The following is a 25,173-nucleotide window of genomic DNA, read 5'->3' on the forward strand; positions in this document are numbered from 1 at the left end:
CCGTGAGCCGGCGTGCGGGCCCGGACCATCGAGACGCGCGCGCCGTCGGTCGGCGCGACGGAGATCGAGCGAGGGGTGCATGCAGCTGCTCCGCCGCGGGGACCGCGGCCCGGCGGTCGTCGAGATCAGGACCACGCTGCGGCGGTTCGGTCTCCTGGCCGCCGCCCCGGGCCCCGATTCGGACGACGTCTTCGACGTGGCCGTCGAGCGGGCCGTCCAGGCGTTCCAGCAGCGCCGGGGGCTGATCACCGACGGGATCGTCGGTCCGGACACCTACCGCGCGCTGCGTGAGGCCGGCTGGAAGCTCGGCGACCGGATGCTGGCGCTGATGGTGTCGGCGCCCATGAGCGGCGACGACGTCGGGCAGCTGCAGACCCGCCTCCTCGAGCTCGGCTACGACCCCGGCCGCCCCTCCGGCGTGTTCGACGAGCGCACCGAGCAGGCCCTCCGCGGCTTCCAGCGCGACTACGGGCTCGCCGCCGACGGCGTGTGCGGCCCCGGCACCCTGCGTGCGCTGCGTCAGCTCGGCCGCAAGGTCGTCGGCGGGCGCCCCGGCCTGCTTCGCGAGCAGGAGCTGCTCCGCCGCGCGGGTCCGCGGATGCGCGGTAAGCGGATCGTCATCGACCCCGGCCACGGCGGCCTCGACCGCGGTGTCCAGGTCGCGGGGGTGTGCGAGGCCGACCTGATGTGGGACCTCGCCCGCCGGCTCGTGGGCCGGATGTCCGCGACCGGCATGGAGGCGCTGCTCTCCCGCCGCGAAGACACCTGCCCCGCCGAGGCCGAGCGCGCCGCGTTCGCCAACGAGGCGAACGCCGACCTCGTCCTGTCCCTCCACGCCGACGCGAACCGCAGCATGTACGCCCAGGGCCTCGCCACGTTCCACTTCGGCAACGGCTCGGGCGTCACCTCCACGGTGGGGGAGGCGCTCGCCGGGCTCATCCAGCGCGAGCTGCTCACCCGCACCGCGATGCTCGACTGCGGCAGCCAGGCCCGCACGTGGGAGATGCTGCGGCTGACCCGGATGCCGGCCGTCCGCGTGGAGCTCGGGTACCTCACGCACATCGGCGACCGCACCAAGCTGCTCGACCCCGGCTTCCGCGACGTGGTGGCCGAGGGGATCCTCGTGGCCGTCAAGCGGCTGTACCTGCTCGGTCAGAACGACCAGCCGACCGGCACGTTCACGTTCTCCGACGTGCTGGCCCACGAGATCAACCGGAACCAGGCCCAGGCCATCTGAGGCCGGGAGAATCGATCTGAGGGCCGGGAACGGCCGAATTGCGGTTCCCCGGTCCCTGAGTCACACCGATGTCATTCGCCCGCTCAGCGGCCCGTACAGCGCGCCCTCAGATCGCGCGTACGCCCGCGCCGGCCGGAGTGGGTACCCGGTACCCGGGCTGCCCGACGGGCGCCGCGGCCTGCATCGGGATCGTGACCGTGCCGAGGAGTTGCTCGAGCGCGTGCTCGACGTCCTCCTTCCACGTGATCCCCGAGCGGAGTTCCATCCGCAGCCGGGGCCAGCGCGGGTGCGGCCGGACCGTCTTGAAGCCGACGCTGCGCAGGAAGTCGGCCGGGATGATGCAGCCGGGCTCGGAACCGGGCCGCGCCTCGCCGAAGGCCTCGACGGCCTTCACCCCGCGGCGGGTGAGGTCCTTGACCACGGACTGGGCCAGCATCCGCCCGAGGCCCTCGCCGGCGTACTCCGGCATCACCTGGAGGGTCGTGAGGAGCACGGCGTCGGCGCTCACCGGGCCGGTCGGCATCTCGGTGGCGCGGGGGACCGCGGAGGGCGGTGCGTACATGACGTAGCCGGCAGGCGCCCCGCGGACGTAGACGATCTTCCCGCACGAGCCCCACTCGAGCAGGATCTCCGAGACCCAGGCCTCCTTCTCGAGCTCGGTGGTGCCGAACTCCTCGGCCTGCTTGGCGAGGTGCGGTGCGAGCTCCCAGAAGACGCAGGAGCGACAACGCTTGGGGAGGTCCCCCAGGTTGTCGAGGTTGACCGCGGCGACGTGCCAGGACAACGTGCTACCTCCGGCGGCCGACCCGATCGGGTTCCGCGTGGTCGAGAACCCCCGTGTGATCACGAAGGCCGTTCGATGGTAGGTCGGTCGGGGCCCCTGCGACACCCCGGCTGCTGCGACCGGTGTCTCAGCCTCGCCGAAGGGCAGACCGTACACCCGTCCCGGTTACACTCAGGTGCCACTTTCGCTCCCCGAGGCTGCGCGCGCGTGGCCGCCGGGCGGCGATCGGCGCCGATGTTCGCTCCGCGAGCTCCGCTCATCCGTCGACCTGGAGGATCCACCGTGACGATCCCGCCGTCCCCGCAGCAGCCCGACGTCTCCGTCGAGCGGGCGGCGGCAGCCGCGCCGGCCCCTCCCACCGAGCGGTTCGCAGCACGCACCTCCGGCATGGTCGCCTCCGAGATCCGGGCGCTCTTCGCCGTCGCCAGCCGGCCCGAGGTCGTCTCGCTCGCCGGCGGCATGCCCAACCTCGCCGCGCTGCCGCTCGAGGAGCTGTCCGCCGAGATCGGCGACCTCGTGGCCCGCGAGGGGCAGGTCGCACTGCAGTACGGCTCCGCCCAGGGCGTGCCCGCGCTGCGTGCGCAGATCTGCGACGTCATGCGGGAGGAGGGGATCGAGGCCGACCCGAACGACGTCGTCGTGACCGTCGGTTCGCAGATGGCCCTCGACCTCGTCACCCGGCTGTTCTGCGACCCGGGCGACGTGGTGCTCGCCGAGGGGCCGTCCTACGTCGGCGCGCTGGGCAGCTTCGCCGCGTACCAGGCCCGCGTGATCCACGTGGCGATGGACGAGCACGGGCTCGTCCCGGAGCTGCTGGAGGAGGCGCTGCGCACGCTCGCGGCCCGGGGCGTCACCCCGAAGTTCCTCTACACGATCCCGAACTTCCACAACCCCGGCGGCGTGACCCTGGCCGTTGAGCGCCGGCAGCGGGTACTGGACCTCTGCGCGGAGCACGGCGTGGGCGTCGTCGAGGACAACCCGTACGGGCTGCTGGGCTTCAGCGGCACCCGCTACCCGGCGCTGCGCTCGCTGGACCGCTCGGTCATCTACCTCGGTTCGTTCTCCAAGACCTTCGCCTCTGGTCTGCGGGTCGGGTGGGCGCTCGTGCCACCGGCGGTGCGGGACCGGCTGGTGCTGGCCGCCGAGTCCGCCACGCTGTGCCCGCCGAGCTTCACGCAGATGATCGTGTCGCGGTACCTGGAGAAGCACGACTGGCGGGCCCAGGTGAAGGCCTACACGGAGCAGTACCGCGAGCGGCGGGACGCGATGCTGGCCGCGCTGGAGACCTACCTGCCCGAAGGCTGCACCTGGACCGTGCCCGACGGCGGCTTCTACGTGTGGGTCACCCTGCCCGAGGGCGTCGACGCGAAGGCGATGCTGCCGCGTGCCGTCACGGCCCGGGTGGCGTACGCGTCGGGCACCGGGTTCTACGCCGACGGCCTCGGCAGCCGGCAGCTGCGTCTCTCGTACTGCTACCCGACGCCGGAGCGCATCACGGAGGGCGTCCGCCGGCTCGCCGGGGTCATCGAGACCGAGCTCGAGGTGCGCCGCACCTTCGGCCTCCCCGCCGCGCCCGCGCCCGAGCTGCGCCGGGGCGCCCACACCCCGAGCCCTGACACGGCCTGAGTCCTCCGGTCGAACGCCCCGCGGATCTGCTCCGCGGGGCGTTCGTCGTTCGGCGCTGTTTCACGTGAAACGTGGCCTGCGCGAGTTCAGGAGTCCCTGCCTGAGGCCCACATTCGCTGCTGCGGCGCGTCCAGATGAGGGGCGAGTGGCCGGAGTCCGGCCTCGGCCATCGAGCCGCTCGTGATAGCCACGTCTGGACCGGGCGGGTCGGAACCCGGCCGGTGGCGTCCACCATCAGCGACCGCGACGATGGCCGGCCGACCGGTCATGATGATCGCCGTCCGGGGACTCTTCCGGCCGCCACCGGGCGAGTGGGGCCGAAGCGGTGAGCGCCGTCCGCAGACACCCGTCGGTGACGGCGCTGTGCCGGAAGCACCGCCCATCTCCGGCCCGGCTGTAGTCCGCGGTTCGCGGCCCGCAGCGTCGATCACTGCCGCCGGCCGGGCACGGTCGAGATGGCTGCCCGCAGCGTCGACCATGTCCTCGGCCCAGGTATGGCCGGAGCCGCTGCCCGCGGTACCGATCGCTGCCGCCGACCAGGCATGGCCCGGGCCGCCGCCCACAGGGTCGGTCGTTGTCGCGAGCCAGGCATGGCGCGAGCCGGGGCAGGCTGGGCTCACAGCCGCATGCCCGTCGCTCTCCATAGTCCAGCCGGTCGTGATCATCGTTCGTGGACAGGAGCGGCCGGAAACCGACCGTCGTCGTCCACGACCAGGGATCTCCGTCATGGTCTTACCCCTGCGTCAGGAGTGATCGCCGAGTGGGACATGCTGCGGCCTTCCATGACCGAGACGGGCCGAAGTGGTGCTCTCGGACAGCTGAAGCGGGCAGTGCTGTGCCGGCCTTCGCGGATCCTCGGCTCCGGCGTCCCGGCCGTCGCCACGCCGGAGCTGGGGCGGTCATCCGAGCAGCATCTCCCAGAGCGTGCTGGAGCGCCTCGACCCGGTCGTGGTCGGGGCTCCGCCAGGCTCACGCCCAGCTGCACTCACCACCCACCCCACCACCGTCCGCAGCCCGGCCGTTCGTGATCAGTGACGGTGGGCAAAGACGGTCGAGAACCGACCCTCGCCGGCTCTGCTCGGCGATCTCCGCATGAGCGGCCATGAGGCGATCTGGGGCGATCCCGCCCTGGACGCCGCTCAGGCCGCTGACCGGCACCCAGAAGGGCGATGAGGCGTGCGCCGGGCCGTAGGCCGGCCGACACACCACCGCGACGGCGGACCGGTTGCTGGCGAGAGTTCGTCTCTCGTCCAGCGCCGTGGAGACACTCCGGATCAGCGCCGGTACCCACTCCCCTCGGGAAGAGTCAGAGTCGGCGCGGAGATGAAGCCGAGGGGCTGCGACCCGCTCCCGCCCGTTTCACGTGAATCAGGACGGGTCGGACGCCGGGCCGGAGAGCGCCGTGGCGCAGAATGCCCCGGTGAGCGATCGAAGCGTGGCCGTGCTGGCGGGTGGGTTGTCCCACGAGCGTGAGGTGTCCCTGCGATCCGGGCGCCGACTGGCGGGCGCGCTGCGCGCCAGCGGGCTGGAGGTCCGCGAGTGGGACGCCGACGCCTCTCTGATCGAGCGGCTGCGCACCGAGCGCCCCGAGGCCGCGATCGTCGCGCTGCACGGGGGAGAGGGCGAGAACGGCGCGGTGCAGGCCGTCCTGGAGTTGCTCGGCGTGCCCTTCGTCGGCACGGTGTCGTCCGCGTGCCGGCGTGCCTGGGACAAGCCGACCGCCAAGGCCGAGCTCGCCCGCTCCGGTCTGGACACCCCGGACTGGGTGGCGCTCCCGCACACGACGTTCCGCGAGCTGGGCGCCCAGGCGGTGCTCGACGCCATGGTGGAGCGGTTGGGTCTGCCGCTCATGCTCAAGCCCGATCAGGGCGGCTCGGCCCTCGGCGCCCAGGTGGTGCGCTCCGCGGCCGAGCTGCCCTCGGCGATGGTCAGCTGCCTCGCCTACGCCGACACCGTCCTCGCCGAACGCTTCGTCACCGGCACCGAGGTCGCCGTCTCGGTGGTGCACGACGGCGCCGAGCCGCGGGCGCTGCCGCCGGTGGAGGTCGACGTGCCGGGCGGCGTCTACGACTACACCGCCCGCTACACGCAGGGCGCCGCGAGCTTCCATTGCCCGGCCCGGCTGCCCGAGGACGTCCTGGACCGCCTCCGCGAGACCGCGCTGCAGGCGCACGCGCTGCTCGGGCTCCGGGACATCTCCCGCATGGACGCGGTCGTCGACGAGGAGGGGCGCGTCCAGATCCTCGAGGTGAACGTGTCGCCCGGGCTGACCGACACCTCGCTCCTGCCGACCGCCGTCGCAGCCGAGGGGAGCGACCTCGGCGCGGTCTTCGCCGCCCTCGTGGAGCGCGCCGTCGAGCGGAGCTGACGTTTCACGTGGAACGCCGTGGAGCGCGCTCCACGTGAAACCCCTCAGCTGCGCTCGATCAGCCCGGCGATCCGCTCCAGGTCCTCCGCCGACCCGAACTCCACGACGAGCCTGCCCTTCCGGGCGCCCATCTCCACCTTGACCGTGGTGTCGAAGCGGTCGGAGAGGCGGGTGGCCAGCTCGCTCATGCCCGGCGTCGGGGTGGGGCGGGAGCGCGCCTGGCGCTGCTTGCCCGGCTTCTCGTTGCGCGCGAGCACGACCGCCTCCTCGGTCGCGCGCACCGACAAGCCCTCGGCGACGATGCGCGCGGCGAGCTCCTCCTGGGCCTCGGCATCGTCGAGCCCGAGGAGTGCCCGGGCGTGCCCCGCGGACAGCACACCGGCCGCGACCCGGCGCTGCACGGCCACAGGGAGGCGCAGCAGCCGGATCATGTTGGTGACGACGGGGCGGCTGCGGCCGATGCGGTCCGCCAGCTCCGTCTGGGTCACGCCGAACTCCGCGAGCAGCTGCTCGTACGCGGCCGCCTCCTCGAGCGGGTTCAGCTGGACGCGGTGGATGTTCTCCAGCAGCGCGTCGCGCAGCATCTCGTCGTTGCCGGTCCGGCGCACGATCGCCGGCAGCACCTCGAGGCCGGCCTGCTGCGACGCCCGCCAGCGCCGCTCGCCCATGACGAGCTCGTAGACACCCGGGCCCGTCTCGCGCACCACGATGGGCTGCAGGAGCCCGAACTCGCGGATCGAGTGGGCCAGCTCGGCGAGGTGCTCCTCGTCGAACTGGCTGCGCGGCTGCTTCGGGTTGGGCCGGATCGCGGCGACCGGGACCTCGCGGTAGACCGCGCCGGCCTCGGCGACCGACCCGACGGCCGAGCCGTGCTGTGCGACCGCGTCCGTCGGGTCGCCACGCTCCCACGCCTCCGGCACCCGCGACGACGGCGTCGGGGGAGAGGGGCGGGTCGGCTGCTCGCCCGGAGGCGCCGTGGGGATCAGCGCGGCCAGGCCGCGGCCCAGCCCGCCCTTGCGCTCGGCCATCTACGCCCCGTTCGTCTCCGGCCCGCCCATTCGCGAGCCGTACAGCGCGATCTCCCGGGCCGCGTCGACGTAGCTCATCGCGCCGCGCGAACCGGGGTCGTAGGCGAGCACCGTCTGGCTGTAGCCCGGGGCCTCGGAGACCTTCACGCTCCGCGGGATGACCGTCCGCAGCACGGTGCCGCCGAAGTGCTGGCGTACCTCCGAGGTGACCTGGTCGGCGAGCTTGGTGCGGCCGTCGTACATGGTCAGCAGGATCGTCGAGACGTGCAGCGCGGTGTTGAGGTGCGACCGCACGAGGTCGATGTTGCTCAGCAGCTGGCCGAGCCCCTCCAGCGCGTAGTACTCGCACTGGATCGGGATCAGCACCTCGGCGGCCGCGACGAGTGCGTTGACCGTGAGGAGGCCCAGCGAGGGCGGGCAGTCGATCAGCACGTAGTCGACGGCGAGTTCCTCGAGCACCTCGTCGGACAGCGCCTGCCGCAGCCGGGACTCGCGGGCCACCATGCTGACCAGCTCGATCTCGGCACCCGCCAGGTCGATCGTGGCCGGCACGCACAGCAGGTTGTCCGACGCCGTGCTCACCGCCGCGGCCTCGACGATCCCGATCTCGCCCAGCAGGGCCTCGTAGATCGACGGCGTGCCGGCTCGGTGCTCGACGCCGAGCGCCGTGCTCGCGTTGCCCTGCGGGTCGAGGTCCACGACGAGCACCCGCAAGCCGTGCATCGCCAGCGCGGCCGCGATGTTGACGGTGCTCGTGGTCTTCCCGACGCCGCCCTTCTGGTTGGCGACGGTGAGGATCCGCCGGTGCGCCGGCTTCGGCATCGAGTGCCGGTCGGGATGCCGCAGGCGGGCGGCACGTTCCGCCTCCTCGGCGATGGGGGTCCAGCCGATGCTCATCGTGCGGGGCCTTCCTGACGACGTGTCACGTGCGACGGCGGGATCACGAGCGCCTCCTCCGTGGCCTGCCGGTGGGCCGGCTCTCCCGTTCCACCGAGACGACGGTGCTCGGCGGATCGACGACGCCGACGCCGCACCGCTCGATCGTCGGCGGACCACCGCCGAGCCTGCGGACCTCCGCGACGTCCCGGCTGATCTCGTCCGGCGCCGACGCGCCCTTGACGGCGAGCAACCTGCCGCCGATCCGCAGCAGGGGGAGTGACCAGCCGGCGAGCCGGGCGAGCGGCGCGACGGCGCGAGCGGTCACCACGTCCGCCCCCTCCCATCGACGCCGGATCGCATTCTCCTCGGCCCGCCCGCGCTCCACGGTGAGCGACAGGCCCAGATCGTCGATGATCTCGCCGAGCCACTCCACCCGCCGGGCGAGCGGCTCCACGAGCACGATCCGAAGATCCGGGCGAGCCAACGCCAACGGTATCCCGGGAAGGCCCGCTCCCGAACCCACGTCCACGACCTTCGCGCCGTCCGGCACGAGTTCCGCGACGACGGCACAGTTCAGGACGTGCCGATCCCAGAGGCGATCGGTCTCGCGCGGGCCGATGAGGCCACGGTCGACACCGGACGTCGCGAGGTGGTCGACGTACCGGGCGGCGCGGTCGAGGCGGTCGCCGAAGACCTTCTCCGCCACGGCGGGGGGATGTTCCACGTGAAACCGTCCAGATCTTCCAGGGGGCCGGACACGGCCGCGCCCTCCGGTCCGATGCGGACACGGAGGGCGCGGGCGGGTGCTGGGGTGGGGGTCCCGGGGGACCCGGCCTCACTTGTCGCGGAAGACGACGACCTGCCGGCGCGGCTCCTCGCCCTCGCTCTCGCTGGAGACGCCCTTCACCGCGGCGACGGCGTCGTGCACGACCTTGCGCTCGAAGGGGGTCATCGGACGCAGCCGCACCGACTGGCCCGACTCCTTGACCTCCTTCGCGGTGCGGGTGCCGAGCTCGGTCAGCTCGTCCCGACGGCTCTGCCGCCACCCGGCGATGTCGAGCATCAGCCGGCTGCGGTTGCCCGACGCCTGCTGCACGGCGAGCCGGGTCAGCTCCTGCAGCGACTCCAGCGCCTGGCCCCGGTCGCCGACGAGCTTCTCGAGGTCCTCACCGCCGTCGATGCTGACGATCGCGCGGCCGGCCTCGACGTCGAGGTCGATGTCGCCGTCGTAGTCGAGGATGTCGAGCAGGCGCTCGAGGTAGTCGCCCGCGATGTCGCCCTCTTTGATCAGCTGGTCCTCGGACCCGCTCTCCGCGGTCTTCGGCACGTGTGTCTCCTCTCCACGTTGCGCTCGTCCGGTCCGCCGGGGCGGGTCGGACGAGGTGAGCGGGCGGCGTCGCCCGGCCGCCCGCTCGAAGGTCCATCGAGGTCGGTGGCGCGTCGCAGCGCCCACCGACCTGGTGTCACCGCCGCTTCTTGCCCTTCCGGGCCTGCGTGCGGTTGCCGCCGCCACCGGGGCGCCCGCCCTGGCCGGCCGGCCGGTTCGCCGGCTTGCCGCCCACGGGCTTCGCTCCCGGCTTCGGCTTGTTGACGGGCTTCGCCCCCGGCTTCTTCGCGGGCGCGGACGGGCTCTCCCCGTCGACGCTGCCGTTGGAGTCGGCGTCGACCTCGTCGGCCGGCGCGGAGCCGTTGGTGGTCCCGTCGGTGAGGCCGTTCGTGGAGCCGCGGACGTCGCGCTGCGGCTTCTGGCCCGGCTTCGGGGCCAGCGAGTTGCGCTGCGCGGTCGCCTGCTCCTTCTTCTCGGCCTCCTCGGCGTCGATCTTCTTGTAGACGATGTACTGCTGGCCCAGCGTCCACAGGTTGTTCGACACCCAGTAGAAGAGGATCGCCAGCGGCAGGAACGGGCCACCGACGACGACGCCGATCGGGAACACGTAGAGCATCAGCTTCTGCATGATCGCGGTCTGCGAGTTCGCCATCGTGGCCGGGTTCGCGGCCTGCCGGGCGACCGAGTGCCGCGCGGTGATGTGCGTGAAGATGCCCGCGAGGATCATCAGCGGGATCATCACGATCAGCTGGCTGGTGAGGTTGCCGCCCAGGTCCGCGAGGCTCGTCGTGGAGTACTGGGTGTTGACCACCGAGGCGCCGAGCTTGGCGCCGAAGAAGTCGGAGTCGACGAACGAGCGGACCTCGTCCGCGCCGAAGAAGTAGTTCTCGGTCTGGCCCGGCTTGAACTCGCGCAGGACGTGGAACAGGCCGATGAAGACCGGGACCTGCACCAGCACGGGGAGACAGCCGCCGAGCGGGTTGGCCCCGTTCTCCGACTGGAGCTTCTGCATCTCCTGCGAGAGCTTCTGCTTGTCGTTGGCGTACTTCTTCCGGAGCTTCTGCATCTCCGGCGCCATCTCCTGCATCTTCCGCATGGAGCGGACCTGCCCGACGAAGGGCTTGTACAGGATGGCGCGCAGGGTGAAGACCAGGAAGATCACCGCGAGGACCCAGGAGATGCCCGAGTTCGCGCCGAACACGAAGCCGAACGCCTGGTGCCAGACCCACATGATGAACGACACGGGGTAGTAGATGAAGTTCAGCACGGCGCTTGCTCCTCGCACTTCTCAGTGCAGTCGGCGGCTCGACGGTCGTCGGGGCGGGCGGGGCGATCGGGTTCCGGAGTTCCCGCGGGCTCCGGGTCCCGGGGTGGGACCGGATCCACCCCGCCAGGGTGCCACGGGTGGCAGCGCAGCAGCCGTCGCACGGCCAGCCACGTGCCGCGCGCCGCGCCGTGCACCTGCACGGCCTCGAGCGCGTAGGCACTGCAGCTCGGGTAGAAGCGGCAGGTCGGGGGCAGCGCGGGGGAGATCCAGCGCTGGTAGACGCGCACCGCGCCGATCAGCACGCGGGCGACGGGGGAGGGGCTCACCGGGCGGGCTCCCGCCCGCGCAGTTTCCTCGACGCGGAGCGCAGCGCGGAGTCCAGGTCCGCGCCGAGCTCGGCGGAGGTCGCCGCGGCTGCCGGTGGGAGCGCCCGCACGACGAGGAACGACCCGGTCGGCAGGGTGCCGATCCGGGCCGCGACGAGATGACGCAGCCGCCGGGCGACCCGGTGGCGGACCACCGCGTTCCCGACGGCCTTGCTCACGACGAACCCGGCCCGCGGCGAAGCCTGCGAGGCCGGGTCGGTGGTGGACGCCATGTCCAGGTGCACGACGAGCCGGGAGCGGCCCGCACGGCGACCGTGGCGGATCGTCGAGGCGAAATCGTCCCGACGGGTCAGCCGGGCGCCGGCGGGCAGCACTCCGACGGCGCGGCGGTCAGGCCGAGAGCTGCGAGCGGCCCTTGCGGCGGCGCGCAGAGATGATCGCGCGCCCGGCGCGCGTGCGCATCCGAAGCCGGAAACCGTGCGTCTTGGCCCGGCGGCGGTTGTTCGGCTGAAAGGTGCGCTTGCTCACGGTCGACTCTCCCGGTCGACGGCGCCGCGGGGTGCCGGGCCGTCGGTAGCTTCTGATCTCGGTCGTGCGCGGCGGCAGCATCTGCTGTGTCGGGGCACGCGGACGTGCCGGCGACGGGACCGCGCCTGCAGACCAGGGTACGCAGCCGCTTCCGAGCGGTGCAAACCACCCCCGCGACGCACCGGGCGGCGTCGCCGCACCGTGTCGACCCGCCGCTGCGCGGTGACGGCCCGGTGCCGGCCGAGTGGCCACGCAGTGACGACGAGTGTGCGCAGCGTCATCCTCGCAGGCCACACCCGTGCCCTCGGACGAGCCCGTACAGGCTCGCGACCTGCGCGTCTTGTGACCTCGGGCCGGTCGTTGTTAGCGTGCGGGCTTCGCAGTTCCATCCGGGGGGATCGGGGCTTCTCCGACTGTCACCACGACGGACGCTGCGGGCGCGCGCCCGACGGGAGGGTGGTCGCGGCCCGCCGTGCTCCGCTGCGTACGGTCTACGCACATGTGTGGATAAGTCTGGGGATGCCCGGCCCACGCCGACGAGACGACGAACGAGGTCGTGCCCACCGCTCCCCAGCAGGTCGGCACGCGGAGAGGGGCCGAGCGGTGGCCGAACCCGGTGACCTCGCCCAGGTATGGAGCCTGGTCATCGCCGACCTCGCCGGACCCGCGACGGATCCGGGTTCGCCCGGGCTGTCCGCGCAGCAGCGCGCCTTCCTGCGGCTGACCCGTCCGCTCGGGCTCCTCGACGGCACGGCGCTGCTCGCCGCGCCGAGCGAGTTCGCGAAGGACGCGATCGAGCGCATCCTCCGGCGGCCGATCAGCGATGCCATCGGCCGCCACATGGGCGTGCAGGTGAACCTGGCGGTGGTGGTCGACGCCAACGCCGCGTCCGGCGGGACGGACGTCCCGGACCCGCCTTCGCGCGTGCGGCCCGGTGCCCCGTCCCTCGGTGAGATCGCCGACGGCCGCGGCCCGGTCGCCCCGGCGCCCCTGCCCGGCCTCGTGCCTCCGCCGCCGAACGGGTCCGAGGACGTCGTGCACGACGCGCCCACCCCGCCGTCGGGCATCCCGGTGGACCCCACCGCGGCCGCGGCCCTGCCCGAGCCCGCCGGCGTCGACGGTGCCGGTCCGCCGGCCCCCGGCGAGGCCGGGCCGCTCACCGGCCGCCCCGAGGTGTGGCCGACCTACTCGGCCCCGCAGGCGGGCGACCCGGTGGCGCCGCGCTCGCAGACGCGGCTGAACGAGAAGTACACCTTCGACACCTTCGTCATCGGGGCGTCGAACCGCTTCTCGCACGCGGCGGCCGTCGCGGTGGCCGAGGCGCCGGCGCGCGCGTACAACCCGCTCTTCATCTGGGGCGAGTCCGGGCTGGGCAAGACCCACCTGCTGCACGCGGTGGGGCACTACGCCCAGCGGCTCTTCCCCGGGATGCGGGTGCGGTACGTGAGCACCGAGGAGTTCACGAACGACTTCATCAACTCGCTGCGCGACGACCGCAAGGTCGCCTTCCAGCGTCGCTACCGGGACGTCGACGTGCTGCTGGTCGACGACATCCAGTTCCTGGAGGGGAAGGAAGGGACCCAGGAGGAGTTCTTCCACACCTTCAACACCCTCCACAACGCGAACAAGCAGATCGTCGTCTCCTCGGACCGCCCGCCGAAGCGCCTCGAGACCCTCGAGGACCGCATGCGCACGCGGTTCGAATGGGGCCTGATCACGGACATCCAGCCGCCCGAGCTGGAGACGCGGATCGCGATCCTCCGGAAGAAGGCCGCGCAGGACCGGCTCGCCGTGCCCGGCGACGTCCTGGAGTTCATCGCCGAGCGCATCGAGCGCAACATCCGCGAGCTCGAGGGCGCGCTGATCCGCGTGACGGCGTTCGCGTCGCTCAACCGGCAGCCGGTGGACACGCAGCTCGCCGAGATCGTGCTGCGCGACCTCATTCCCGACTCGGCCGCCTCCGAGATCACCGCGCCGACGATCATGGCGGTCACCGCCGAGTTCTTCGACGTGACGATGGAGGAGCTCTGCGGGCCGGGGAAGACGAAGGCGCTCGCCCAGGCCCGCCAGATCTCCATGTATCTGTGCCGCGAGCTCACCGACCTCTCGCTGCCGCGCATCGGGCAGACCTTCGGCGGCCGCGACCACACCACGGTCATGCACGCGGACAAGAAGATCCGCAACGAGATCTCGCTGCGTCGTAAGACCTTCGAGCAGGTGCAGGAGCTCACCGCCCGCATCAAGCAGCGCGCCCGGCACTGAGGGCGCCCGCCTCGCCGTCGGGAGCGCCGTCTCGGACGGTCCGAGGCTCGCCGGCGCGGCTCCGGGGCACCCGCTGGGACGGTGCCGGCGGCGGTGATCGCCGTCCGGGACCGCTCGACGCCACGGCCGGCCGATCTCCGTCCCAGCCGACGATCACGGCCATCACGCCGCCACATCTCCCGACTCGCGGCGCCGGAACTCCCGACTCGCGGCGTCGGAGATCTCGGCTTCCGGAGGGCCCGGAGCAGCGAAGATCGCGAGTTGTCCCCAGCCATCCCCAGGCTCCACAGCCCGGAAGACCGGTCGACGGGCCGGGACGCGCGGTCTCGTACCGTCACCGCCGGCACCGGACCACCTGCACCCACACGGCTCATCGCGCACGGCCCTCAGCGGCCGCCTCAGCGCCTCTCCGCAGCACGCGCAGTGACCACGACGGAGATCCACTTGAGGTCCGCGGACGGATCCGCGTCCCGAATGCGATCTCCATCCGGTAGAGATCGGAATCGCCCGCGTGTCGCTGCCGGCTTCACCGCTCGTCGTCCGCTAGTGGGCGTTCAGCGCACAGTCGGCCCACAGCCGGCTTCACATCGTCACGGAAACGGTCACGGTCCGTTGCGGAGCGTGTGCAGGGCGGGATTTCCGAGGGTGCCGCCCGTCGCCACCGGGTTGCCGCGACGACGCCGACCGGTCGCACAGCGTGGACGCACGGCCACGCTTCACCCACATCTGGGGACAACTCTGTGGATTGTCGTGCCGGAGCCCGTGGACGGACGGCCCGAGAACAGTGGACAACTCCGCACCGGGACGGGGATGGGCGTCGGACAACCCCGCGAGAACGCCGGCCATCCACGGCCCGCCGGATCCGTCCCGACTCGGTCCCGAGGCTCGGTCCCCAGGACGCCGCACCGAGTGACCTGCGGCGACGGCGTCTATCCACACTGTGCACAGCACCTGTCTCTGCTTCTGGAGTTCTCTGTTCGACGAACTACAAGAGAAAGAAGGGGGTGGATGGCGCACACGGACGGGGCACACCGCGGTCCCCGCTCACCGCTCGCCGGACGGCGACCGGGCGACGTGACACCCGGACGCGGGAGGCTCTACGGTGGGTCGGCCGATCCCGGACCGCCGGGCCGTCGGCGGGATCCCCGGGGGAGCCGTCCGCGGCAGAACCGACGGGACCCGTCGGGGACCCTCTTCGTCCGGGCTCCCCACAGCCCGTCCCGTGTGCCCGCCTCCCGGTCACACCCAGTGACCACAGGTGAAAGGTCTCCCTCGCCATGAAGTTCCGGGTCGAACGCGACGTCCTCGCCGACGCTGCCGCCTGGGTGGCACGTAGCCTGCCCGCGCGGCCGCCGGTTCCGGTCCTGGGCGGTGTCCTGATCGACGCCGTCTCGGGGGAGGGCGGCGACCGGCTGACGGTCTCCGGGTTCGACTACGAGACCTCGGCCCGCGTGGAGCTCGACGCGACGATCGGCGACCCGGGCCAGGTGCTCGTCTCCGGCCGGCTGCTCGCGGACATCACCCGCGCGCTGCCCAACAAGCCGGTCGACCTCGTGGTCGACGGCGCCCGCGCCACGATCAACTGCGGGAACAGCCGGTTCTCGCTGCCGATCATGCCGGTCGAGGACTACCCGCAGCTGCCGGCGATGCCGCAGCGTGCCGGCACGGTCGACGCCGCGGAGCTGGCCGGTGCGGTCGCCCAGGTCGCCGTGGCGGCGGGCCGGGACGACACGCTGCCGATGCTCACCGGCGTCCGGCTGGAGATCGAGGGCTCGCGGCTGACCCTCGCCGCGACGGACCGGTTCCGCCTCGCGGTCCGCGAGCTCGACTGGCAGCCCGAGGACGCCGGCGTGTCCACCGCCGTGCTGATCCCGGCGAAGACCCTCTCGGACGTGGCGAAGACGCTGGCCGGCGCCGGCACCGTCGAGATCGCGCTCTCCGCGGGCGACGGCATGCTCGGCATGACCGGGGGCGGCCGCCGCGCCACCACCCGCCTGCTCGACGCCGAGTTCCCGCGGTTCCGCCAGCTCATCCCGGCCGAGCACACCACGGCGGCCGAGCTCGGCGTCGCCGCGCTGGTCGAGGCGATCAAGCGCGTCTCCCTGGTCGCGGACCGCGTCGCGCAGATCCGGCTGGAGTTCGGCGAGGAGGGGCTGCGGCTCGCGGCGGGCGGCGAGGACGTCGGGAGCGCCGAGGAGGAGCTGCCCTGCGCGCTCGACGGCTCCGCGCTGACCATCGCGTTCAACCCCGGCTACCTGCTCGACGCGCTGGGTGCGCTGCACACGGAGAAGGCGCAGCTCACGTTCACCACGCCGAACCGGCCCGCCCTGGTGCGTCCCGTCGTCCCGCCGGCCGACGGTGAGGACGCGGGGGATGCGCCCGCCGACCCCGGGTACCTCCACCTGCTGATGCCGGTCCGGCTGCCCGGCTGAGCGGAGCTCGCGGGTCGAGTTCAGCGCCGATCACTGCGCTCCGACTGATCGTCACGCCGCCGGATGCGGCACGATGGGGCCGGCGCCGGCCGGCGCGAGGACCCACGAGCGAGCTGTAGGGAGCGGGACGTGCAACTCGGACTGATCGGCCTGGGCCGCATGGGCGGGAACATGCGGGACCGGGTGCGCGCGGCGGGCCACGAGGTCGTCGGGTACGACCCGCGGCCCGAGGTGACCGACGTGCCCACGCTCGAGGACCTCGCGAAGGCGCTGGCCGCGCCGCGCGTCGTCTGGGTGATGGTGCCCTCCGGCGAGCCGACCCGCTCCACGGTCCGCGCGCTGGCCGACATCCTCGAGCCCGGCGACCTGGTGATCGACGGCGGCAACTCCCGCTACACCGACGACGCCCCGAACGCAGAGCTGTTGCACGCCAAGGGGATCGGCTACGTCGACTGCGGCGTGTCCGGCGGCATCTGGGGCAAGGACAACGGCTACGGCCTGATGGCGGGCGGCGCGAAGGAGCACATCGAGCTCGCCCTGCCGATCTTCGACGCGCTGCGCCCGGAGGGCCCGCGCGAGGAGGGCTTCGCGCACGCGGGCCCGGTCGGTGCCGGGCACTTCGCGAAGATGGTGCACAACGGCATCGAGTACGGCCTGATGCAGGCCTACGCCGAGGGCTTCGAGCTGATGGAGGCCTCGCCGCTGGTCGAGGACGTGCCCGGGGTGATCCAGGCGTGGTCGCGCGGCACCGTCGTGCGCTCCTGGCTGCTGGACCTGCTGGTCAACGCGCTGCGCGAGGACCCGCACCTGGCGGGGCTCGAGGGCTACGTCGACGACTCCGGTGAGGGCCGGTGGACGATCGAGGAGGCCATCCAGCACGCCGTGCCGCTGCCGGTGATCTCCGCGGCGCTGTTCGCACGCTTCGCCTCCCGCCAGGACGAGTCGCCTGCGATGAAGGCGGTCGCGGCGCTGCGCAACCAGTTCGGCGGGCACGCGGTGAAGAAGGCCGCCGGCCCGGCCGGCGCGCCCGGCGACGTCGCCGGCCCCAGCTCGGGCACCGGCTCCACCCACGGTTGAGGTAGACCTACGAGGTGCATCTCCGTCGGCTCGCCGTCGAGGACTTCCGCTCCTGGGAACGCGCGGAGCTCCTCCTGGAACCGGGCGTCACGGTCCTGGTCGGGTCGAACGGCGTCGGCAAGACCAACCTCGTCGAGGCGATCGGGTACCTGGCCACGCTCGGCTCGCACCGGGTCGCCACGGACGCGCCGCTGATCCGTCGCGGCGCCCAGCGCGCGATCGTCCGCGGCCAGGTCGTGCACCAGGGCCGCGAGCTGAACGTCGAGCTGGAGATCACCGCGGGCAAGGCCAACCGGGCGCGGGTCAACCGCGCGCCGGTGGCCCGCCCGCGCGAGATCCTCGGCATCCTGCGCAGCGTCCTGTTCGCGCCGGAGGACCTCGCCCTGGTCCGCGGCGACCCGGGGGAGCGCCGGCGGTTCCTCGACGAACTGCTCGTGGCCCGCTTCCCGCGCTACGCGGGCGTGCGCAGCGACTACGAGCGGGTGCTGCGGCAGCGGTCCGCGCTGCTCAAGACCGCGCGGAACCGCCAGGCCGACCTCTCCACCCTCGAGGTCTGGGACGGTCACCTGGCCCGGCACGGCGCGGCGCTGCTCGCCGGCCGGCTCGACCTGGTCGAGGGCATCGCACCGCACGCCGAGAAGGCGTTCGCCGAGGTGGCGCCGTCGTCGGACCCGTTGACGCTGGTCTACCGGTGCTCGATCCCGGGCGAGTTGCCGGGGACCGCGGCATCGACGGTCGGCTCCGCAGGCTCCGCCTCCGCAGAGCTCGAGGCGCTCCTGCTCGACGAGCTCGCCCGGGTCCGCCGGCAGGAGATCGAGCGCGGGGTGTGCCTGGTCGGCCCGCACCGCGACGACCTGCTGCTCAACCTCGGCGAGGGCCCGGCCAAGGGCTACGCGAGCCACGGCGAGTCCTGGGCGATCGCGCTCGCGCTGCGGCTCGCCTCCTACCGCCTGCTCAAGGCCGACGACGTCGAGCCCGTCCTCATCCTCGACGACGTGTTCGCCGAGCTGGACGCGCAGCGGCGGCGTGCGTTGTCCGCGGTCGCCGCAGAAGCGGAACAGGTCGTCGTCACCGCGGCGGTCGAGGAGGACGTTCCACCGGAGCTGCTGGGGACACGCTATGCGGTGGGCGGTGGATCGGCGGTCCGGGTCGAACCGGACACACGATCACCGAACACCACCTGACGTGCGACGGAACGGAAGGCGTCGAGCGTCCCCTGGACGGGCGCTCCTGGGGACAAGGTTGTGGATACTGTGGATAACTCCCGCTCCTCTCGTGACTCCAGTCACAACACACCGCCCGCCGCGGCCGATCGACCGTCGATCACGCCGGTAGCCCACAACCCTGTCCACACCCCTGGGGACGAGACCGCTCGTACCGCTCGTCGTGACGGAGAGGAACCGGTCGGCGACGGTGGGCGGCGCGGGGCCGACCTCGCCCGCGACGCGCTCGCCGCCGCCCGGGAGGCCAACGCCCAGAAGCGGAAGGAGCGGCAGGCGGAGCAGCGCGGCGCGCGCCCGAAGGGCTACGGCCGCGGACGCCGCCGGCGCTGGTCGGGGCCGGGGCCGGACAACCGGGACCCGCAGCCGTTCGGCCGGGTGGTGTCGCGGGTGGCGATGGACCGTGGCTGGTCCTCGCGGCTGACCGACGCGACGGTGCTGGGGCGCTGGCCCACGCTCGTCGGGCCGGACATCGCCGACCACTGCACGCCCGTCTCGCTGCGGGACGGCGAACTGACCCTCCAGGCCGAGTCGACCGCCTGGGCCACGCAGCTGCGCACGCTGCAGCGTCAGTTGCTGCAGCGGCTCGCCGGGGCGGTGGGGCCGGACGTCGTGCGCCGGATCCGCGTCGTCGGCCCGAGCGGGCCGAGCTGGCGACACGGGCCTCGCCACGTCCGCGGCCGGGGCCCCCGGGACACGTACGGCTGACACCGCCGGGGCTGTCGGACCTGGACGGCCGTCCGGGCGTCGGGGGCGGAACCCCCGACTGTCGGCACCCCTACGGTTGAACCGTCCCGGCGCACCGTCGCGGCCTGCGCGAACGCCGCACCGGTTCGCCAGGATGGAGACGAGGTGCCGTGCGGACGTCCCGGCGGTGACGGGCGGGGTGCGACCGTTCGCGTCCGCCAGGGGCCCGCTCAGCGCCACATGACGCCGCGGGAGGGCCGTCCGACCCCCGTTTCCGCGGTCCGGACCCGATTCGGCTCACGATCGTGCCGCTGTGACGATCCTGGACGTGTCCTAGCCGCATTCCTGTCGGCCCGGACCGGTAGAATCATCAGTAGTGCCGAGCGGGCCCCCCGTACCCCGCCCGGTCCTCGCCGGTACCGGCGCGCGTCCCGCGTGTCCCCGGGCCGGCTCTCGTGGCGAGGAGACCAACAGCCCGTGGCGGAGAAGAAGAGCGGCTACAGCGCGTCGTCGATCACGGTCCTCGAGGGCCTGGAGGCCGTCCGCAAACGCCCCGGCATGTACATCGGCTCCACCGGCGAGCGCGGTCTGCACCACCTCATCTGGGAGGTCGTGGACAACGCGGTCGACGAGGCGATGGCCGGGTACGCGACGCGCGTCGAGGTGACCCTGACCGCCGACGGCGGCGTCCGCGTCGTGGACGACGGCCGCGGCATCCCGGTCGACATGCACCCGGTGGAGAAGAAGCCGGCCGTCGAGGTCGTGCTCACCGTGCTGCACGCGGGCGGCAAGTTCGACGGGAAGTCCTACGCGGTGTCCGGCGGCCTGCACGGCGTCGGCGTCTCCGTCGTGAACGCGCTGTCGAGCCGGCTGGACGTCGAGATCAACGTCGACGGCCACGTCTGGACCCAGCGCTACGACCACTCCGTGCCCGGCGTCCTGCACAAGGGCGAGGCCACCAGGCGCACGGGCACGTCGATCACCTTCTGGGCCGACCCGACGATCTTCGAGACCACGACCTACAACCTCGAGACCATCCAGCGCCGGCTGCAGGAGATGGCGTTCCTCAACAAGGGGCTGACCATCGTCCTGCGCGACGAGCGCAACGGCGACGGGGAGGACGGCGCCGAGGAGCCCGACGCCGAGGGCTTCGTGGCCAAGGTCAAGGAGCAGACCTTCCACTACCCGGGCGGGCTCGAGGACTTCGTCGCCCACCTCAACCGGAGCAAGGACCCGATCCACCGCAAGGTCATCGGGTACACCGGCGAGGGCCCGGGGCACCAGGTCGAGGTCGCGATGCAGTGGAACTCGGGCTACTCCGAGTCCGTCTACACCTTCGCGAACACGATCAATACGCACGAGGGCGGCACCCACGAGGAGGGCTTCCGCTCGGCGCTGACCACCACGGTCAACCGCTACGCGCGCGACAAGAAGCTGCTCAAGGAGAAGGACCCGGCGCTGTCCGGGGACGACATCCGCGAGGGCCTGGCCGCGATCGTCTCGGTGAAGGTCGCCGAGCCGCAGTTCGAGGGCCAGACCAAGACGAAGCTCGGCAACACCGAGGTCAAGTCGTTCGTCCAGAAGATCAGCAACGAGTGGCTGACGGACTGGTTCGAGCGCAACCCGGCCGAGGCCAAGATCATCGTCAACAAGGCCGTCTCGTCGGCGCAGGCGCGGCTGGCCGCCCGTCGGGCGCGCGAGCTGGTCCGGCGCAAGAGCGCGGGCGACATCGGCGGGCTGCCGGGCAAGCTGGCGGACTGCCGCTCCACGGACCCGACCAAGTCCGAGGTCTACATCGTGGAGGGAGACTCGGCGGGCGGCTCGGCCAAGTCCGGCCGCGACTCGATGTACCAGGCGATCCTGCCGATCCGAGGCAAGATCATCAACGTCGAGAAGGCCCGGATCGACCGCGTCCTCAAGAACACCGAGGTCCAGTCCATCATCACGGCGCTGGGCACCGGCATCCACGAGGAGTTCGACCTCGCGAAGCTGCGCTACCACAAGATCGTGCTGATGGCCGACGCGGACGTCGACGGCCAGCACATCCGCACGCTGCTGCTCACGCTGCTGTTCCGGTTCATGCGGCCGCTCGTCGAGGCCGGCCACGTGTTCCTCGCGAACCCCCCGCTCTACAAGATCAAGTGGGGTGGCCGCGGGGCCGAGCCCGAGTTCGCCTACTCCGACGCGGAGCGCGACGGGCTGATCGCGGCCGGCCGCGAGGCGGGCAAGAAGCTGCCCAAGGACGAGGGCGTGCAGCGCTACAAGGGCCTCGGCGAGATGAACGCCAAGGAGCTGTGGGAGACGACGATGGACCCGGCCCACCGCATGCTCTCGCGCGTCACGCTCGACGACGCCGCCACGGCCGACGAGCTGTTCTCCGTCCTGATGGGCGAGGACGTGGAGTCCCGGCGCTCCTTCATCACCCGCAACGCGAAGGACGTGCGCTTCCTGGACGTCTAGATCACACGTTTGTTCTGGACGTCCGTACACGACGCACGTGAGAGAAGGACGATGACCGACACCCTGGACCCCACGCTCCCACCCACCGGGCCCGCCGAGGGCGGCGCGGGCGGTGGCGACCGGATCGAACCGGTCGACATCCAGCAGGAGATGCAGCGCTCCTACATCGACTACGCGATGAGCGTCATCGTCGGGCGCGCGCTGCCGCTCGTCGAGGACGGCCTCAAGCCGGTGCACCGGCGCGTCCTGTACTCGATGGGGGAGAACGGCTTCCGGCCGGAACGCTCCTACGTCAAGTGCGCCCGCGTCGTCGGCGAGGTGATGGGTAACTACCACCCGCACGGCGACTCGGCGATCTACGACGCGCTCGTCCGGCTCGCCCAGCCGTGGTCCATGCGCTACCCGCTGATCGACGGGCAGGGCAACTTCGGCTCCCGGGGCAACGACCCCGCCGCCGCCATGCGGTACACGGAGTGCCGGCTCACCCCGCTCGCCATGGCGATGCTCCAGGACATCGAGGAAGACACCGTCGACTTCCTCGACAACTACGACGGGAAGACGCAGGAGCCCGTCGTCCTGCCGTCGCGGGTGCCCAACCTGCTGATCAACGGTTCGGTCGGCATCGCCGTCGGGATGGCCACCAACATCCCACCGCACAACCTGCGCGAGGTCGGCGAGGGCGTCATCTGGGCGCTGGACCACCACGAGGCCTCGGACGAGGAGCTCCTCGACGCGCTCATGGAGCGCATCAAGGGCCCGGACTTCCCGACCGCCGGCCTCATCGTCGGGCGGGACGGCATCGAGTCGGCCTACCGCACCGGCCGCGGCTCGGTGCGGATGCGCTCGGTCGTCGAGGTGGAGGAGGACGCCAAGGGGCGGACCATCCTCGTCGTCACGGAGCTGCCGTACCAGGTCAACCCGGACAACCTCGTCGAGTCCATCGCGAGCATGATCCGCGACGGCAAGATGACCGGGATCTCCGAGATCAACGACGAGTCCTCGGACCGCGTCGGCATGCGGATCGTGTTCACGCTCAAGCGCGACGCCGTGGCCAAGGTCGTGCTGAACAACCTCTACAAGCACAGCCAGCTGCAGACCGGCTTCGGCGTGAACATGCTGGCCATCGTCGACGGGGTGCCGCGCACGCTGCGGCTGGACCAGGTCATCCGGAACTACATCCGGCATCAGATCGAGGTCATCGTCCGGCGCACCCGCTACCGGCTGCGCAAGGCCGAGGAGCGGGCCCACATCCTGCGTGGTCTGGTCAAGGCGCTCGACGCGCTCGACGAGGTCATCGCGCTGATCCGGGCGTCGGAGACGGTCGACGTCGCGCGGCAGGGCCTCATCGAGCTGCTCGAGATCGACGAGATCCAGGCCCAGGCCATCCTCGACATGCAGCTCCGCCGGCTGGCCGCGCTCGAGCGCCAGAAGATCATCGACGAGCTGGCCGAGATCGAGGAGACCATCCGCGACCTGCAGGACATCCTCGACCGGCCCGAGCGGCAGCGGCAGATCGTCAAGGACGAGCTGACCGAGATCGTCGAGAAGCACGGCGACGAGCGGCGCACCCGGCTCGTCGCCGACGACGGCGACGTCACCAACGAGGACCTCATCGCCGTCGAGGACGTGGTCGTCACGATCACCGAGACCGGCTACGCGAAGCGCACCAAGACCGACCTGTACCGGGCGCAGAAGCGCGGCGGCAAGGGCGTGCAGGGCGCCACGCTGAAGCAGGACGACATCGTCGCCCACTTCTTCGTGTGCTCCACGCACGACTGGATGCTGTTCTTCACGAACAAGGGCCGCGTGTACCGGCTCAAGGCCTACGAGCTGCCCGAGGCGAACCGCAACGCCCGCGGCCAGCACGTCGCCAACCTGCTGGCCTTCCAGCCGGACGAGCACATCGCCCAGGTCATGCAGATCAAGGACTACCAGGCCGCGCCGTACCTCGTCCTCGCGACGCGGAACGGCCTGGTCAAGAAGTCCCGGCTCGAGGACTTCGACTCGAACCGCTCCGGCGGCCTGATCGGCATCAACCTGCGGGACGAGGACGAGCTGATCGGCGCGGTGCTCTGCGCCGCGGACGACGACCTGCTGCTCGTCTCGGCGGAGGGCCAGTCGATCCGGTTCACCGCCAGCGACGAGGTGCTGCGCCCGATGGGCCGGGCCACCTCCGGCGTGCTGGGCATGCGCTTCAACGACGGGGACCGGCTGCTGTCGATCGGCGTCGTCCAGCCCGACCGCTTCGTCCTGGTCGCCACCGCGGGCGGGTACGCGAAGCGCACCCCGATCGAGGACTACCCGGTCCAGGGTCGTGGCGGCAAGGGAGTGTTGACCCTCCAGTACGACCGCAGGCGTGGCACGCTGGTCGGCGCACTCATCGTCGGGATCGACGACGAGCTGTACGCGATCACGTCGACCGGCGGCGTCATCCGGACCTCGGCCCGCGAGGTGCGGAAGGCCGGCCGGCAGACGAAGGGGGTCCGCCTCATGAACCTCGGCGAGAACGCCACGCTGCTGGCGGTCGCGCGCAACGCGGAGGACGATGCGGACGCCCCCGAGGTGACCGGCTGAGGCCGGCCCACCCGGTGACGCCGCTGACCGGCAGGTTGTCCTGCACGCCGACCGACGAGGAGTGCTCCACCTCGTGAGCGAGAACGAAGAGCCGGCAACGCCGCCGGGCGCCAAGGACGAGGGGCGCGTGGCCACGGACAGCCCCGACTCGCCCCAGCTGCCCGCCGACGGCGCCGCGACGCCGGCCGAGACCCACACGGCCGAGGACCGGACCACGCCCGCGGCCGCCGAGGCGGGGTCGGGGAACGGGTCCGTGTCGCCCGTGTCATCGACGACGTCCGTGACCTCGGTCAACGGGTCGGCCAACGGGTCCGCGGGGTCCGTGTCGGTGGGGACCGACGGTGCGTCGGCCCGGCCGGTGCCGAGCCCGCGGCCCGAGGGTGCATCGAGCCCGGCGGGGTCGGAGGGCGCGGAGGCGGGGGAGACCCATGAGGTCCACCCCGGCACCGTGCCCACGCCTCCGCCGTGGCGGCGTGCGCAGGGCGAGGAGGGCGCCGAGCCGGTGCGAACGCCCCGCCCGGCGGCGCAGCGCTCACCGGCGGTGGACTCGCTGCTCAGCGAGGCACCCACGGCCTACATCGACCGGAGCCGCTCCCCGGGCGCAGACGCGACCGCGGACGCCTCGGCCGGGACCGCGAATCTTCCGGGCGGTACCCGGGCCGAGGTCCACGCCGAGGTGCCGAACGTCGCCGGTCGCGCCCCGCGGCAGGCGTTGCTGCAGGTCAAGCGGTTCGACCCGTGGTCGGTGCTCAAGCTGGCGCTGGTCCTGGCCGTGGTGCTGTTCTTCATCTGGCTCGTCGCCGTCGGCGTGCTCTACGGCGTGCTCGACGGGATGGGCGTCTGGGACCGGCTCAACGGCACCTACGCCGACCTGGTCTCCGGCGGCGGCCAGAGCGGCGGCGGCTCGCTCATCAGCGCCGGCAGCGTCTTCGGCTTCGCCGCGATCATCGGCGCGATCAACAGCCTGCTGTTCGCGGTGGCCCTCACCGTGGGTGCGTTCGTCTACAACGTCTCCGCCGACCTCGTCGGTGGGATCGAGGTCACGCTCTCCGAGCGCGACTGAGATCCGTGCCGTGGCGCCCCGTCGACGG

Annotated in this window: 20 protein-coding genes; 11 read left to right on the top strand and 9 right to left on the bottom strand. The window is 72.3% G+C overall.

The features are described 5' to 3' along the window. Positions 1-79 precede the first annotated feature (79 nt). Entirely contained in the window at positions 80-1,237 is a 1,158-nt protein-coding gene (locus LWC33_RS19070) for an N-acetylmuramoyl-L-alanine amidase (RefSeq protein ID WP_233305762.1), read from the top strand. Positions 1,238-1,343: 106 nt separating this feature from the next. Here the strand turns inward: LWC33_RS19070 and LWC33_RS19075 are convergent, their stop codons facing one another. Beyond that, positions 1,344-2,021 (bottom strand): GNAT family N-acetyltransferase, encoded by a 678-nt coding sequence (locus LWC33_RS19075; protein ID WP_233305793.1) that lies wholly within the window; start codon positions 2,019-2,021, stop codon positions 1,344-1,346. Positions 2,022-2,303: 282 nt separating this feature from the next. Here LWC33_RS19075 and LWC33_RS19080 point away from each other — a divergent pair, with 282 nt between their 5' ends. Together LWC33_RS19080 and LWC33_RS19085 are read left to right on the top strand one after the other, a co-directional pair. Continuing rightward, positions 2,304-3,647, top strand: a complete 1,344-nt coding sequence (locus LWC33_RS19080; protein WP_233305763.1) for an aminotransferase-like domain-containing protein — start codon at positions 2,304-2,306, stop codon at positions 3,645-3,647. 1,420 nt (positions 3,648-5,067) lie between these two features. After that, on the top strand, positions 5,068-6,015 hold the full coding sequence (locus tag LWC33_RS19085; RefSeq protein WP_233305764.1) for a D-alanine--D-alanine ligase family protein: 948 nt from the start codon (positions 5,068-5,070) through the stop codon (positions 6,013-6,015). A 44-nt stretch (positions 6,016-6,059) separates the two neighbouring features. Here the strand turns inward: LWC33_RS19085 and LWC33_RS19090 are convergent, their stop codons facing one another. The 8 genes from LWC33_RS19090 to rpmH all read right to left on the bottom strand — a co-directional run bounded on the left by LWC33_RS19090 (position 6,060) and on the right by rpmH (position 11,370). Then, on the bottom strand, positions 6,060-7,043 hold the full coding sequence (locus LWC33_RS19090; RefSeq protein ID WP_233305765.1) for a ParB/RepB/Spo0J family partition protein: 984 nt from the start codon (positions 7,041-7,043) through the stop codon (positions 6,060-6,062). Then, positions 7,044-7,940: a ParA family protein gene (locus LWC33_RS19095; protein ID WP_233305766.1), complete on the bottom strand. Its 897-nt coding sequence runs from the start codon at positions 7,938-7,940 to the stop codon at positions 7,044-7,046. Positions 7,941-7,983: 43 nt separating this feature from the next. Further along, positions 7,984-8,646, bottom strand: coding sequence for a 16S rRNA (guanine(527)-N(7))-methyltransferase RsmG (gene rsmG / locus LWC33_RS19100; RefSeq protein WP_233305767.1), 663 nt, complete (start codon positions 8,644-8,646; stop codon positions 7,984-7,986). 111 nt (positions 8,647-8,757) lie between these two features. Next, positions 8,758-9,249: a Jag family protein gene (locus LWC33_RS19105; RefSeq protein WP_233305768.1), complete on the bottom strand. Its 492-nt coding sequence runs from the start codon at positions 9,247-9,249 to the stop codon at positions 8,758-8,760. A 136-nt stretch (positions 9,250-9,385) separates the two neighbouring features. Further along, positions 9,386-10,516 (bottom strand): membrane protein insertase YidC, encoded by a 1,131-nt coding sequence (gene yidC / locus LWC33_RS19110; protein WP_233305769.1) that lies wholly within the window; start codon positions 10,514-10,516, stop codon positions 9,386-9,388. After that, positions 10,510-10,842, bottom strand: coding sequence for a membrane protein insertion efficiency factor YidD (yidD, locus tag LWC33_RS19115; protein ID WP_233305770.1), 333 nt, complete (start codon positions 10,840-10,842; stop codon positions 10,510-10,512). Before yidD ends, yidC begins: the two co-directional genes overlap by 7 nt. Next, complete coding sequence (gene rnpA, locus LWC33_RS19120) at positions 10,839-11,216, bottom strand: ribonuclease P protein component (protein ID WP_233305771.1); 378 nt, start codon at positions 11,214-11,216, stop codon at positions 10,839-10,841. Before rnpA ends, yidD begins: the two co-directional genes overlap by 4 nt. 16 nt (positions 11,217-11,232) lie before the next feature. Continuing rightward, positions 11,233-11,370, bottom strand: coding sequence for a 50S ribosomal protein L34 (gene rpmH / locus LWC33_RS19125; RefSeq protein WP_037042106.1), 138 nt, complete (start codon positions 11,368-11,370; stop codon positions 11,233-11,235). A gap of 603 nt (positions 11,371-11,973) precedes the next feature. Between rpmH and dnaA the strand changes: the two genes are divergently transcribed. From dnaA to LWC33_RS19165, 8 genes are all read left to right on the top strand, one after another. Further along, positions 11,974-13,632 (top strand): chromosomal replication initiator protein DnaA, encoded by a 1,659-nt coding sequence (gene dnaA / locus LWC33_RS19130; RefSeq protein WP_372476638.1) that lies wholly within the window; start codon positions 11,974-11,976, stop codon positions 13,630-13,632. Between the two features lie 1,277 nt (positions 13,633-14,909). Further along, positions 14,910-16,064: a DNA polymerase III subunit beta gene (gene dnaN, locus LWC33_RS19135; RefSeq protein ID WP_233305772.1), complete on the top strand. Its 1,155-nt coding sequence runs from the start codon at positions 14,910-14,912 to the stop codon at positions 16,062-16,064. Positions 16,065-16,193: 129 nt separating this feature from the next. After that, positions 16,194-17,141 (top strand): phosphogluconate dehydrogenase (NAD(+)-dependent, decarboxylating), encoded by a 948-nt coding sequence (gene gnd, locus LWC33_RS19140; RefSeq protein ID WP_372476639.1) that lies wholly within the window; start codon positions 16,194-16,196, stop codon positions 17,139-17,141. A gap of 14 nt (positions 17,142-17,155) precedes the next feature. After that, entirely contained in the window at positions 17,156-18,325 is a 1,170-nt protein-coding gene (recF, locus tag LWC33_RS19145; protein WP_233305773.1) for a DNA replication/repair protein RecF, read from the top strand. A 60-nt stretch (positions 18,326-18,385) separates the two neighbouring features. Beyond that, the gene (locus LWC33_RS36130; RefSeq protein WP_308190966.1) at positions 18,386-19,069 is read left to right on the top strand and encodes a DciA family protein; all 684 of its coding nucleotides are present in this window, start codon (positions 18,386-18,388) and stop codon (positions 19,067-19,069) included. Positions 19,070-19,525: 456 nt separating this feature from the next. Further along, positions 19,526-21,508, top strand: a complete 1,983-nt coding sequence (gene gyrB, locus LWC33_RS19155) for a DNA topoisomerase (ATP-hydrolyzing) subunit B (RefSeq protein WP_233305774.1) — start codon at positions 19,526-19,528, stop codon at positions 21,506-21,508. Between the two features lie 51 nt (positions 21,509-21,559). Continuing rightward, entirely contained in the window at positions 21,560-24,082 is a 2,523-nt protein-coding gene (gyrA, locus tag LWC33_RS19160) for a DNA gyrase subunit A (protein ID WP_233305775.1), read from the top strand. Positions 24,083-24,410: 328 nt separating this feature from the next. Then, positions 24,411-25,145 carry a DUF3566 domain-containing protein gene (locus LWC33_RS19165; RefSeq protein ID WP_443719816.1) on the top strand — a complete coding sequence of 245 codons (735 nt, stop codon included), beginning with the start codon at positions 24,411-24,413 and terminating at the stop codon, positions 25,143-25,145. Positions 25,146-25,173: the final 28 nt, after the last annotated feature.

The organism is Pseudonocardia terrae, from assembly GCF_021343995.1.
Classification (GTDB): Bacteria; Actinomycetota; Actinomycetes; order Mycobacteriales; family Pseudonocardiaceae; genus Pseudonocardia; species Pseudonocardia terrae.

What these genes read in the sequence shown, in the direction of transcription:
- LWC33_RS19070 (WP_233305762.1), top strand. Translation starts at nt 80, where the DNA reads ATGCAGCTGCTCCGCCGCGGGGACCGCGGCCCGGCGGTCGTCGAGATC.
- LWC33_RS19090 (WP_233305765.1), bottom strand. Translation starts at nt 7,043, where the DNA reads ATGGCCGAGCGCAAGGGCGGGCTGGGCCGCGGCCTGGCCGCGCTGATC.
- LWC33_RS19095 (WP_233305766.1), bottom strand. Translation starts at nt 7,940, where the DNA reads ATGAGCATCGGCTGGACCCCCATCGCCGAGGAGGCGGAACGTGCCGCC.
- dnaN (WP_233305772.1), top strand. Translation starts at nt 14,910, where the DNA reads ATGAAGTTCCGGGTCGAACGCGACGTCCTCGCCGACGCTGCCGCCTGG.
- gyrA (WP_233305775.1), top strand. Translation starts at nt 21,560, where the DNA reads ATGACCGACACCCTGGACCCCACGCTCCCACCCACCGGGCCCGCCGAG.